Here is a 12150-nt window from a genome sequence, read left to right as displayed (position 1 = left end):
GCGCCGGACGAACGTCAACAAGAAGAAGACGCAGAGTGAGTGACGAGGCATTCCTCCGCTGAGCGGAGCGCCTCATGGGGTGAGGTAGGTGTGGAAGACGCCCTCCGGGTCGTACCGCGCCCGCAGACTCTGCAGCCGTCGCCAGTCGCGCGCCGTGTACGACCGCTCCGCGCGGGCGGGACCGGCGCCGAGGTCGGCCTCGGCGATGTAATGACCCGTCCCGAGGGGCTCCACGGCACGCATCGCCTCGTGCAGCCAGCGGGCGTTGATGTCATCCTCCGCGGGGTCGTCCCAGATGGCGTACGGGACGACGTAGCTCGATCCGAGCACCGAGAACGCCATGTCGCGCAGCAGTTCCTCATTGTGCGACGCGGGCGATATGGGTGCCAGGACGAGGGAATTGCCGGAGGGAGCCGTCGCCACCGCTTCGCTGAGCCTGGACAACAGCGTTCCGAAGTCCGACTGCGACCACAGGGTGTCGGCCGCGTAGCGGTGATCCGCGGGCCATATGTCGCCGGAGGCTTTGTAGAGGGAATCGGGGGAAATCGGCTCGTCCACCTCACGGAAAAGGGCTCGATCGGCGAAGGGGCAGTTCCGGAGCGGTCCGAGGGTCTGGACGGCCTGCTCGCGCGAATCCGCGAAAGCGGTGGCGGCGACGGTGATCACCTTCGGCCGCGGCCTCGTTCTCGTCATGGGCGGGGCGGCCGTTGCGAGTACGAGGCTCAATTCCACGGTCGGCTTGAGTTCATGCGCTGTTTCGGTGGCCCAGTTCGTCACCTCTTCGAGATCCGCCAGGGGAAAGGCATACGTGGTTGACATGATCGCCCCGGGAAGCCGGTGCAGACGAAGGCGAAAGCGGGTGACGACGGCGAAGAAACCCGGACCCGCCCCGCGCGCCGCCCAGAGCAGGTCGGGATTCTCGTCCTTGTTGCACCGGACCGTTTCACCGTCCGCCGTCACGGCTTCGATTTCGTAGACGCTCCGACAGGCCGGCCCCAGGGCACCGGAATTCCACCCGAGACCTCCGCTGAGGAGATAACCGCCGACGGCGACCGACCCGCAATGCCCCGTGGGAAAGGAAAAGCCGTGCTTTGCGAGTTCCGGAGCGAGTTCGCTGCCGGTTACGCCGGGCTGCACGGTCGCCGTCGCGGAAGCCACGTCGATGTCGCACCGCCGGAGCCGGGAGAGGTCGATGAGCATGCCGTCGGAACGGACGGAGGACCCGCACCAGCTGTGCCCGCCCGCCCGTACCGCGATGCGGAGTCCGCGGGAACGAGCCAGCCCGATGGCCTCGGGAACATCCCGCTCCGAAGCGGCACGGACGATCAGCTCCGGGAATCGCTCGGGCTTGAGTCCGTTCCACACCATGCCTGCCCGGAGCGCTTCGTAATCGGAATCGCCGCGCTGGACGAGCTCCCCTTCGATTTCTCTGGCCAGTTCTCTGTCGCGCATCACGGAACTCCCGGACTTGCACGGGCTACGGCCGCGAATGAAGCTGAAGATGCCGGTGCGAGTACCCCACTGGCGCAAGCGAAGACAAGACCAGTTTACCGGCCGCCTCAAAAGCTCGCGGCCGGAGTCTCTTTCATGAGAGATGGCCATCGAGACCATGAGAGCCTTTGTCCTCAGAAGAGTCGGCGAGGTCGGAGTCATCGAGAAACCGGTCCCCGAACCCGGCCCCGGCGATGCGGTTGTGCGCACCACACAAGCCACGGTGCGGCGGATCTTGGAGTTGACCGACGGTCAGGGTGTGGACGCCGCGATCGAAGCGCTCGGCACCCCCCGGACCTGGGAGGCCACCTTCCGCGTCACCAAACCGGGCGGACGCATTTCCAATGTCGGGTACCACGGCGACATACCTGAGCCGCTCCGGATCCCGCTGGAGCCCTTCGGGTACGGGATGTCGGGCAAACAGGTCTACGGTGGGCTGAACTGCGGGGGCCGGGAGCGGATGCGGCGGATTTTTCGTCTGCTGGAGCACGGCAAGGTGGACCCGACGCTGATGACCACGCATGAGTTCGGCTTCGACGAGATCGAGCGGGCTTTCCGGATGATGGAATCGAGAGAGGACGGGATCATCAAGCCGCTGATCCGTTGCGATCCGGACCGGCTCGACCGACGCGCTTCGTCGCCCACGCCGGAGCTTGCCGGCTAACTCGTGGTCAGACCGAAGACGGTGATGATCACCAGGCAGCACACCGCAACGACCGCGGCGCCCGCCACATGGACGCCGATGGATCGCGCCCGGCCGGGCAGCAGCCAGAAGGCGAGTGCTCGATTGACCAGCGGCATCAGCAACCAGGTCAGCACACTGACACTCAGTACGTTGCTGATGAACAGCGCGAGATACTCGGGCATTTTCAGGTGGTTGAGCCAGTCACCGACCGTCAGGTTCAGGACCATCACCGTGGGATACAGGGCCAGTACCACGGACATGGCCTGCTTCCAGTTGGGCGGAACCCCTTGCCCCGTGCCCTCGCCGAAGCGGAACCAGCCGCCGAACGCCGACCCGATCTTGCGCACGTCGTAGGAGCCGAAGTAGTCGCGCCCCTCCGCCAGAAGCTTTTCGCGGGCCTCGGAGCCGAGCCAGGTTTCGAGGTGTTCGCGCGTGTCGAAGCGGAAGGCAACCACCCAACGGTCCTGAACACCCTTCACCGGTTTGAACAACTCCGACCCCATGAAACCGGGATGCCTCTCCTGTTCCTTGAGGATCTTGTCCTGCCAGTGCATGAATTCCCGCTCGCGGCCGGGCCGCACATCATGCGAGATGACCGCCGTGACGACATCCTCGGTCGGCGTACCACCGGCAAGCACCTCTTGCGTGGGGGTCCCATCGAACAGCGGGCGGCCCTCGTCGAGGAGTTGCCGACGCGCGTTCGAGTCCAGCCACTCGGTCAGCTGCTCGACACGGGAGAAGCGGAATACGACGACCCACTCGTTCTCCTCACCGGAGGCCGGCGGGTACATCTCCGTTCCCTGGAACCCGTCAAAGCCTCGCACGACCTCGTTGGTCTTCTCCTGCCAGCGCTTGTAGTCGTCATCCCGGCCGGCCCGGACCCTCTGGGAGGTCACGACCGTTGCGCTGCCCCCGGGGGCACGGCTTGCACGGGTACTCATGCGGAGTAGTCTAGTTCTCAAGGGAGTTATCGGACAAATGGGGGAAATTTTATTGCCTCGGTGAGCGGGAGGATCTTGAGATGGGACACAAGGAGTTCATGGCCGAAGCGGTTCGACTGGCTACCGAGTCCGTCGACAACGGCTGGGGCGGACCGTTCGGCGCGGTGATCACCAACGACGGCGAGATCATCGCTCGCGGGCAGAATCGTGTACTTCTCACGGCCGACCCGACCGCGCACGGTGAGGTGGAAGCCATCCGCAAGGCCGTTCAGCTGATCAATCCGGAGGCGCCCAGTATTTCCGAGGAGTATCAGGACGCGTACACCCTGGAGCTGGTGCCTCGCCCCGAGGGTTCCCCCGACGTAGTGCCCGAGCGCGCTCGTATGCTGCAGGGGTGCACGATCTACACCAGTGGCGCTCCGTGTCCGATGTGCATGAGCGCCATCTACTGGTCCCGGATCAGTACCGTCTACTACAGCTGTGACTGGAAGGCGACTCAGGAGATCGGCTTCGACGATGCCTTCCAGTACGAAGACTTCGCGAAGCCCCCGGACCGGCGGAGCATCACTCTCGAACAGCTCCACCCCGAGCTGGGGGCCACGTCCTACGCGGCGTGGGCGAACAAGGCGAACAAGCACCCGTACTGAAGCGGCTCGGAACGGGAACCCGATCACTGCGCTGTCGGCCGGGTGGCCGACGGCTTGCCACGCACTCATGGAAGAGCGGCAAGCCGTCGGCCGTTTGCGTGAGACAGGTACTACGTGAGACGGGTACTACTTCGGCGGGCGGATGTTCCCGCTGCCCATGTTGCCCTGCTGCTCGATCTGGTCCTGCAGCTTCCGGGCCTTCTCCTGGAGCCGCTGGCGCTGCTCAGGGTCGGTGGTGCGCTCAGCGGCCTCGTTCATCTGCCGGGCCTTGTCACGCAGCTGCTGCGCACGGTCACCGGATTCACGTGCAACGCTCATCATCGCTCCTTGTGCGGTTGGGAAGAGCTTGCTCCATCAGAGAACCAGCGTCGCCGGTTCGCCGCACCTCGAATCGTCACTCAACGTCACGGTGTGCCGTGGGGGCGGTGCGGCGCTGGCATGATCAAGGGCATGAACGAGAGCATCATCGCCGCGTGTGACGGGGCATCGAAGGGCAATCCGGGGCCTGCGGCCTGGGCGTGGGTCGTGGCCGGTGCGCACGGGCGACCGGAGCGCTGGGAAGCGGGACCACTGGGGACCGCCACCAACAACGTCGCCGAACTCACGGCGCTGCAGGAGCTGTTGGAGTCCACGGATCCGTCTGTGGCGATCGAAGTACGGATGGACTCGCAGTACGCGATGAACGCCGTGACGAAGTGGCTGCCGGGGTGGAAGCGCAACGGCTGGAAGACCTCGGCCGGAAAGCCGGTGGCCAACCGCGACCTGGTGGCCCGTATCGACGCCCTGCTGACCGGCCGGACCGTGGACTTCGTCTATGTGCCCGCCCATCAGGTGGACGGAGATCCGCTCAACGCCCTCGCCGATCAGGCGGCCAGCGAGGCCGCGGTGGCGCAGCAGCGGGCCGGTACCGCGCATGGCTCGCTGCTGCCGACGCCCGCTCCGGCCCGGGCGACCGAGGGACGGAGCAAGGGTGCTCCGGCGAAGAAGGCAGGGGGAGCGGCACGTTCCGCACGCTCCGGTGGAACCATCCGGGCCAGGTTCGCCGGCCGCTGCCACTGCGGAAAGCCTTACGCGGCACAGGAGATGATCGCCAAGAACCCGAACGGCTGGGGCCACCCGGAGTGCCGCACCGCGCCCGCCTGAGGCACGGCCCGTCGGGCCTGCGCACCCGGTGCGGGCCCGGCGGGGCATGGATCGCCGGCCGGGGCGGGCGAGTGGCCACGCGAAATGGGGTCCGCGTGCCATGATGCGGCTCCGACGGCAGCGTCCGCAGTGCTCTGCCGATGCCGCCGGCAACGGCGACACGCTGGGGGGCGTATGGGAAGCACGGGCACGGTTCTGCGCGAGTTGCGCGGTGCGCAGAAGACGGCCAAGGGGGTGTCGCTGTACTCGCGGTACGTGAACCGCCCAGCCGGACGGGTGTTCGCGGCAGGCGCCTGCCGTATCGGACTGACACCCAATCAAGTCACGCTGATCAGCGCGGCATTCACCTTCTCCGCCATCGCTTCGGTGGCTCTCGTCCGGCCGTCCTGGGGGCTCGCGGTCGCGGTGTACGCGGGTCTCGCCATCGGCTTCGCCTTCGATTCGGCCGACGGGCAGCTGGCCAGGCTGACCGGCAGGGGAGGTCCGGACGGCGAGTGGCTGGACCATGTCGTGGACTGCGCCAAGATGATCCTCGTACACACCGCCGTGCTGATCTCGTTCCAGCGGTTCTTCGATCTGCCGGCCCAGGGCTGGCTGCTCCTGCCGCTGGGCTTCCTGTTCACCGCCGTGCTGACCTTCTGCGCCGGGCTGCTGCGCGAACAGCTGGGCAAGGCGGCCGCCATGCCCGCGGCGGGCAGCGGTGCCGCGGTCCCGGTGTCCCGGGTGCGGGCCGTGGCACTGCTGCCCGCCGACTACGGGGTGTTCTGCCTGGTGTTCCTGCTGCTCGGTGACCGGACCGCGTTCCGCATCGGCTATGCGTTGCTCGCCGTTGTGCACGCACTGTTCCTGGTGGCGTTCCTCGCCAAGTGGTTCAGGGAGCTGAAAGCGCTCCGGACTGCGGACTGACGAGCGTGTCCAGCGCCCGGCGCAGCTGGGTGCTGGACGTGTGCACGGTGTACGGGAAATAGACCACCTCGACACCGACCTCGGCGAAGTCGCGCTCCAGCCGCTTGCCCTTCTCCGTGTCCCGCCAGTCGTCCCCCTTGAAGATGACGTCGAACCTGACCTGTTGCCAGGTCTCGACCTTGTCGGGCACGGTCTCGACGAACGCCGCGTCCACGTAGCGGACACTGCGTACGATCTCCAGCCGTTCCGGCAGCGGAATCACCGGCTTGTGGCCCTTGGCGAGCGCGGCCATCTCGTCCGAGACGACGCCCGCGACGAGGTAGTCGCACTGGCTGCGGGCATGCCGCAGGATGTTGAGGTGCCCTATGTGGAACAGGTCGTAGACCCCCGGCGCGTAGCCGACCCTGTGCACCATCCGTTCTCTCCCCCCACGGTGAACGTGATGTCCGTGTCCAGCAGCCGTTGTCCGGACATGGCATCCGGTGCTGCGGGATATCGGTATCGGTGTTGATGGTGCAACGACCTTACTGTGAAGACCACTTGCGCATCTCGTGAACGGATAAGCTCACTTTTGGGACTGTTCCTTGGGGGGAACACAGAATGTTCCGGGGGGAAGGCGAGCGTCCATGTCCGATGCCGATCGTCACAAACCGTTCGAAGGCCGCACTCTGCTGGTCGTCTCGACCAACTACGCACCGGAGCTGACGGGCATCGGCCCGTATGCTGCTCAGCTCGCCGAGCACTGGGCCGCGTCCGGGGCCGAGACCCATGTACTGACCGGTATGCCGCACTACCCGTCCTGGCGTACCGAAGCGGAATACCGGGGCGTGTGGCGGGTCGCCGAGAAGCGGGCCGGGGTCACCGTCCACCGGCGCAGACACTATGTGCCGCCCCGCCAGTCCGCCCTGCGCAGAGCGGTGTTCGAGGCTACGGTGCTCGGGCACGGTCTGCTGTCGCCGCCCGTATCGCGTCCGCCGGACGCGGTGATCTCCCAGATGCCCAGCCTCGCGGGCGGTGTCATCGGGGCCCGGCTGGCCCGCCGCCACCGAGTCCCGCACATACCGGTCGTGCAGGATCTGATGGGCGCCGCCGCTGCGCAGAGCGGCATCCGGGGCGGGGGCCGGGCGGCGGCCGTCGCCTCGGCGGCCGAACGTTACGCGCTGCGCGGCGCCGCCCTCGTCGGAGTCATCCACGAGAGCTTCGTCCCGCGCGTCACCGCGTACGGCGTGGACCCGGGGCGCATCCGTACCGTCCCCAACTGGTCGCATGTGCGGGCCCCTTCGGCCGACCGTGCCGCTACCCGGGCGAGACTCGGCTGGAGCGAGGGCACCCCAGTGATCCTGCACTCCGGGAACATGGGGCTCAAACAGGGCCTGGAAGTCCTCGTCGACGCGGCCCGGCTGGCCCCGGAGATACGCGTCGTGCTGATGGGGGACGGGAATCAGCGCGAGGCGCTGCTGGGACGGGCGACGGGCCTGCGCAACCTCGACTTCCTGCCGCCGGCCGGCGCCGAGGAGTTCACGGACATCCTCGCCGCCGCCGATGTGCTCGCGGTGACCCAGCGGGCATCCGTGCTCGACATGAGCGTCCCGTCCAAACTCACCTCGTACTTCGTCTCGGGCCGCCCCGTCGTCGCCTCGGTCGCCGACGGGGGAGGCACCGCCCAGGAGGTCCACCGGTCCGGCGCCGGGATCCTCGTCGCACCGGAGGACCCCGCCGCGCTGCTGTCAGCCGTACGCAAGCTCGTCGAAGCACCGGCCGGGGCGGACGCACTCGGCGCCAACGGACCGCAGTACGTCGCACGTCACCTGAGCCGGGAGGCGGGCCTGGCCCGCTTCGACGTACTGCTCACCGAGGTCCTCGCCGACGCACAAGGGAGACCACGCCGATGACCCAGCCGATCCGCGCCCTGGAGGACCAGGACGAACCCGCGCTGCTGAGGGACCAGTTCCGTCAGCTCCTGCGCTACCGAGCACTGCTCGCCTCCGGCGTGGTCCTCGGACTGCTCGGCGGCGGCTGGCTCGCCCTGAGCGGCGAGGAGAGCTACACATCGACGGGCGAGGTGGTCGTACGCTCCGCCGCCTCGGACCCCTTCGCCGCGGGCGCCTCCGCCGACAAGGGCATCAACATCGGCTCCGAGCGGCAGACCGCCGTCAGCGACACCGTGGGCACCCTGGCCGTCGGCACCCTGGCCAGGCACGGCGACCGGGTGGAGGTCGGGACACTGCTGTCCGGTCTCCAGGTCACGAACCCGCCCAACACCCTCGTACTCCGCTTCTCCTACACCGGCCGTACCCCCGCCCTGGCGAAGGCGCGGGCCGAGGCGCTCGCCGACGCCTATCTGGAGATCCGCAGACAGCGCACCGAGGACAGCATCGCCAACATGGCCGACGGCTACCGCGCTCAACTGAAGCCGCTCACCGAACAGCGCGACCAACTGGCGGCGGAGCAGGCCGGGGCGAGCAACGACGTGACCAGCGCACGGGCCAACCTCGTGGTCTCGATCTCCGAACTCAGCAGGAAGATCTCGGAGTTGCGCGCCCTGGACACCACCCCCGGCTATCTGACGAAGAAGCCCGTCGCGCCCACGGACCCCACCGGCGCCGGGCTGCCCCTGCTGCTGGGACTCGGCGGTGTCGTCGGGCTCGCGCTCGGACTGCTCCTGTCGTGGGTACGCCTGGTCTTCGACCCGGCCGTCCGCTCCACCCGGGAGCTGGTCCGTTCGCTCGGCGCCCCGCTGCTCGGCACCCTGCCGAGGGAGCGGGCATCCGCCGGGGCGCTGCTCGCCATCGGGCGGAGCGGGAGCCGCCTCGCCGAGGAGTACCGGGCGGTCGCCTTCCGGCTCGCCTACGACCCGTCGTTCGCCCAGCGCCGCAGACTCCTGGTCACGGCCCCGCGCGGGGACAACGACGCGGCGGCCACCGCCGCGGTCAACCTGGCCGCCGCCTTCGCCGAGATGGGACGTGACGTACTCCTGGTCGAGGCCGATCTGCGTACCCCTTCGCTGGCCAGGGACCTCGGCCCGGCCGTGCAGGGCGCCGGGCCGCGCTGGGCATCGGAGGGCGAACGGGCCTGGCCGTCGGACAGCCGGATGAATGTGGACGTACCCGGGTCGGGTGCCTTCACCCTGATAGCGGGCCGGCGCACGGACAACGTCCCGCGTGCCCTGACCTCCGCGCCCGTCGGACGGATCGTCGCCGAGGGCGGCCGGCCGGGCGCCGTCGTCATCGTGCTGGCCCCGCCCGTGCTGTCGTACGCCGATGCCGTCGCGCTGATCGACCGGGTGGAGGGCGTCGTGGTGGTCTGCGACCCGCGCGAGGTGCACCGCAGCGACCTGGAGCGGATCCGCGAGATCATCGGGGCGGCCGGCGGCTCCGTGCTCGGCGCCCTGCTGCACCCCGGCCGAAGCCGCTACGAGCGCCGGGCCCGCAAGAAGGCCGGCAGGCGCCGTACGGGCAGTGGCCGGTCCGGCTCCGCGTCGGGCCGGGGCGACGGCGGCGGCCGCGGCGGCCCGGAGCACACCGGTGACCCGGCCGAGACGCTCGGCCTGCGCACCTTCGACTCCACCGCGGGAAACAGATGAGGGCACGGACCGCGATCGTCTGCTCGGTCGCGGACCAGGGCGTGGCGGCGCTCACGAACATCCTGGTGCTGGTGGCCGCCGCCCGGCTCTCCACCGTGGCCGACTTCGCCCGCTTCTCGGCGGTCTACCTCGTCTTCACGGTGCTGCTGGGGGTCTCCGGTGCCTACACCGGGCAGCCGCTCGTGCTGCGGCGCGGCGAGAGCGACGAGGTACGCGGCGCGTGCCGGTCGGCGGTCACGTTCACCCTGATCGCCGCCGCCGCGCTCGGCGCCCTGCTCGCCGCCGTCTGCCTGATGCTGCCGGGGGCCACCGCACGTGCCTTGACGATGCTGGGACTTGTCCTGCCGGTGGTCCTGGGGCAGGACACCATGCGTTACGCCTTCTCCACCCTGCACCTGCCGCACCTGGCACTGGCGGGCGACGTACTCAGACTGCTCTGTGTGCTGGGCGCGCTGGCCGTGCAGCCGTACGGTGCCCCGGCGGCCCGGCTCGTCACCGCATGGGGGCTGTCCGCGCTCCCCGCCCTTCTGCTGTCGGCCGCCCTGCTGCACCGCAGAGTGGCCGGTACGCCCATGCGGCTCAAGGTCCTGCTGCGGCGAGGGCATCTGGGGCGCCGCTTCGTGGTGGAGTTCGGGGTGGGCAACGCCATCAGCCAGCTCTCCGTGCTCGGACTCGGCATGGTCGGCAACCCGCTGGTGGTGGGCGCCCTGCGCGGCGCGACCACTCTCTTCGGGCCGCTGAACGTGCTGTTCACCTCGGCCACCGGCTTCGGACCGCCACTGCTCGGACGGCTCGCCTCCGAACGGCGCAGGGTACGCGCCGCGGCGACGCTCGCCGCCGTCCTGGCTGCCACCGCCGCCGCCTGGGCCACCGCACTCGCCCTGCTGCCCAACCGAATCGGCCGCCATCTGCTCGGCGACACCTGGCCCACGGCGGCCGCCGTGCTCCCGGCGACCGGCAGCCAGTACGCGGCGATGGCCGTCGGTACCTGCGGGCTGCTGGCGCTCCGGATGCTCGACCCCCGCACCACCCTCTCCATCCAGGTGGTCTTCTCGCTCGCGGCCGTCGCCTTCCTCACCTGCGGGTATGTGCTCGGCGGGGTGCCGGGCGCGGCCTGGGGCCTGTGCCTGGGGTCCGTCTGCAAGGCGGTGGCCACCTGGACCCGGGTGGCCCGGCTCCGACGCCGCACCACGGTGGAACAGGCACCCGTCAGCGCGAGCGCGGTCCGCTCCGGCTCCTGAAACTTGTGATCAGCAGCAGACAGAGCGCCGCGATCGCCAGTTTCCCGACGGACTGCAGCAGCGGTCCGCGCAACAGAATGAAGGTGTATCCGGCGATCAGCGGTGCGGCGATGGCCAGAACGCTGCCGGGGCCCGGGCCGTCCCGGGACACCGCCCGAGCGTAACGCCGGTCGGTGCGTGCGGCGACGTACCCGATGAGTGCGAGACCGCCGACCATGCCCGGAGCACCGAAGTCGACCCAGAGCTCGGTCCACAGCGGCGCCGACAGGTTGGTCATGTTCATCCCCATCCACTGGCCGACGCGCACTCCCGTATCCTCCGGCTTGCCGCTCCACACCGACCGGGGCACGAAGAAGAGGGCGGATCCGGCCAGTTGACGCCCATAGGTGTGGCCGCGGGTGTCGACCCAGGCAATGGTGTTGGCGAACATCACCGTCTGGTCGTAGTCCTTGGTGGCCAGCGGCTCGAAGACCGACGACGAATCCACCGGCCGGTACCCGGCGCTGTCGTAGCGGAACCGGTCCGCGTACGGGAACAGCACCAGCGCCCCGACCACCCCCATGGCCAGCACCGACCGGTACATTGCCGCGCTGCTCGGGAACGCGGTGAACAGGAGCGAGACCAGTACGGTCAGGAACCAGTAACGGGCATTGGAGACCGGGTTGTTGACGATGACGTTGAGGATCAGCAGCGCAGACCAGACCAGAACCGTCGAGGGCGAACGCCGGGCCCTGCGCGAGGTCACCAGCCGACGGGTGTAGAAGAGCAGCCCCAGCAGCGCGGGAACCGTGCCGAAGCCCTTGAGGAAGGCCGATCCCACATTGGACTGGGTCGACACCACCCCGCTGACCGCGACCGAGGCGCTGATCTCCTGGCGGCTGGTGAAGAAGATCGCGGGGCCGCCGAGCTTCAGGATGTAGTAGCCGCTCGCCGCGAAGGCCAGCACCACCAGCAGCCTGAGCCGCCCCCGGTGCGCGGTGGCCGGACCGCTCCCGGAGCGTGCGGTGGCCCGGCGGCGCAGCGGCCGCCGGGACGCCAGCAGCGCCCCGAGGTCGAACGCGGCGCACCCCACCAGGATCAGCGCGACCGCCGTCACCAGATCCGACCGCGGCCCGACCGTCGGGGTGGGGGTCTGCCCGATGACCGCCTGCGCGAACGGCGCCACCCCCATCGCGATGTACACGAACATCCAGAACACGCCCTGCAGCAGACGCCGCCGCGTGGACAGAATCATCGTGGCGAGCCGGGCCCCCGCGTAACACGTCAGTACGAGCTGCAGCCAGTACGAGGTGTCCCGGACGCCCGTCCCCGGCTGCGCCGCGATCACCGCGGGCAGGAAGCAGACCAGGCCGAGGATGAGAGGCACGGCCAGCGCGCGCGACAGCATCGCCCAGGACATGGGCTTCGCCGGCGGGTGGACCGGGTCCAGTGGGCCGTGCTCCGGTACGGGTGCGGACGGCGTTGCCTCGTGCACGGACGTCATCTGCTCCCCGTTCCGTGGACCTGTGAACAC

The 12150-nt window shown here is 69.2% G+C and carries 12 protein-coding genes; 7 read left to right on the top strand and 5 right to left on the bottom strand.

Annotation, left to right across the window (positions count from 1 at the left end):
• Nucleotides 1–72 precede the first annotated feature (72 nt).
• Nucleotides 73–1452, bottom strand: a complete 1380-nt coding sequence (locus ACGFU7_RS32695) for an FAD-binding oxidoreductase (RefSeq protein ID WP_393700653.1) — start codon at nucleotides 1450–1452, stop codon at nucleotides 73–75.
• A gap of 142 nt (nucleotides 1453–1594) precedes the next feature.
• Here ACGFU7_RS32695 and ACGFU7_RS32690 point away from each other — a divergent pair, with 142 nt between their 5' ends.
• Entirely contained in the window at nucleotides 1595–2155 is a 561-nt protein-coding gene (locus tag ACGFU7_RS32690; RefSeq protein WP_393700651.1) for a zinc-binding dehydrogenase, read from the top strand.
• On the opposite strand, the gene ACGFU7_RS32685 is transcribed toward ACGFU7_RS32690, so the two are convergent.
• The gene (locus ACGFU7_RS32685) at nucleotides 2152–3117 is read right to left on the bottom strand and encodes an antibiotic biosynthesis monooxygenase (RefSeq protein WP_393700649.1); all 966 of its coding nucleotides are present in this window, start codon (nucleotides 3115–3117) and stop codon (nucleotides 2152–2154) included. The genes ACGFU7_RS32690 and ACGFU7_RS32685 overlap by 4 nt on opposite strands.
• Nucleotides 3118–3197: 80 nt before the next feature.
• Between ACGFU7_RS32685 and ACGFU7_RS32680 the strand changes: the two genes are divergently transcribed.
• The gene (locus ACGFU7_RS32680) at nucleotides 3198–3764 is read left to right on the top strand and encodes a nucleoside deaminase (protein ID WP_393700647.1); all 567 of its coding nucleotides are present in this window, start codon (nucleotides 3198–3200) and stop codon (nucleotides 3762–3764) included.
• 126 nt (nucleotides 3765–3890) lie between these two features.
• Here the strand turns inward: ACGFU7_RS32680 and ACGFU7_RS32675 are convergent, their stop codons facing one another.
• On the bottom strand, nucleotides 3891–4082 hold the full coding sequence (locus ACGFU7_RS32675) for a DUF6381 family protein (RefSeq protein ID WP_393700795.1): 192 nt from the start codon (nucleotides 4080–4082) through the stop codon (nucleotides 3891–3893).
• A gap of 132 nt (nucleotides 4083–4214) precedes the next feature.
• Here ACGFU7_RS32675 and ACGFU7_RS32670 point away from each other — a divergent pair, with 132 nt between their 5' ends.
• The gene (locus ACGFU7_RS32670) at nucleotides 4215–4907 is read left to right on the top strand and encodes a ribonuclease H (protein WP_393700645.1); all 693 of its coding nucleotides are present in this window, start codon (nucleotides 4215–4217) and stop codon (nucleotides 4905–4907) included.
• A 174-nt stretch (nucleotides 4908–5081) separates the two neighbouring features.
• Entirely contained in the window at nucleotides 5082–5813 is a 732-nt protein-coding gene (locus tag ACGFU7_RS32665) for a CDP-alcohol phosphatidyltransferase family protein (RefSeq protein ID WP_393700643.1), read from the top strand.
• Here ACGFU7_RS32665 and ACGFU7_RS32660 read toward each other — a convergent pair.
• On the bottom strand, nucleotides 5779–6228 hold the full coding sequence (locus ACGFU7_RS32660) for an adenylyltransferase/cytidyltransferase family protein (RefSeq protein ID WP_114242908.1): 450 nt from the start codon (nucleotides 6226–6228) through the stop codon (nucleotides 5779–5781). The two genes, ACGFU7_RS32665 and ACGFU7_RS32660, sit on opposite strands and share 35 nt — an antisense overlap.
• Nucleotides 6229–6439: 211 nt before the next feature.
• On the opposite strand from ACGFU7_RS32660, the gene ACGFU7_RS32655 reads away from it, so the two are divergent.
• Genes ACGFU7_RS32655 through ACGFU7_RS32645 form a run of 3 tightly spaced genes read left to right on the top strand, consistent with a single transcriptional unit; the run spans nucleotide 6440 to nucleotide 10637 of the window.
• Nucleotides 6440–7705 (top strand): glycosyltransferase, encoded by a 1266-nt coding sequence (locus tag ACGFU7_RS32655; protein ID WP_393700642.1) that lies wholly within the window; start codon nucleotides 6440–6442, stop codon nucleotides 7703–7705.
• Nucleotides 7702–9396 (top strand): lipopolysaccharide biosynthesis protein, encoded by a 1695-nt coding sequence (locus ACGFU7_RS32650; protein WP_393700640.1) that lies wholly within the window; start codon nucleotides 7702–7704, stop codon nucleotides 9394–9396. The genes ACGFU7_RS32655 and ACGFU7_RS32650 overlap by 4 nt, the downstream gene beginning before the upstream one ends.
• Nucleotides 9393–10637 carry a hypothetical protein gene (locus ACGFU7_RS32645; RefSeq protein WP_393700638.1) on the top strand — a complete coding sequence of 415 codons (1245 nt, stop codon included), beginning with the start codon at nucleotides 9393–9395 and terminating at the stop codon, nucleotides 10635–10637. Before ACGFU7_RS32650 ends, ACGFU7_RS32645 begins: the two co-directional genes overlap by 4 nt.
• Here ACGFU7_RS32645 and ACGFU7_RS32640 read toward each other — a convergent pair.
• The gene (locus ACGFU7_RS32640) at nucleotides 10606–12120 is read right to left on the bottom strand and encodes a hypothetical protein (protein WP_393700636.1); all 1515 of its coding nucleotides are present in this window, start codon (nucleotides 12118–12120) and stop codon (nucleotides 10606–10608) included. The two genes, ACGFU7_RS32645 and ACGFU7_RS32640, sit on opposite strands and share 32 nt — an antisense overlap.
• Nucleotides 12121–12150: the final 30 nt, after the last annotated feature.

Source organism: Streptomyces sp. NPDC048473, assembly GCF_043200155.1.
GTDB lineage: Bacteria > Actinomycetota > Actinomycetes > Streptomycetales > Streptomycetaceae > Streptomyces.
Note: the sequence above shows the minus strand (reverse complement) of the source record. Positions and strands in the feature narration are given on the sequence as shown.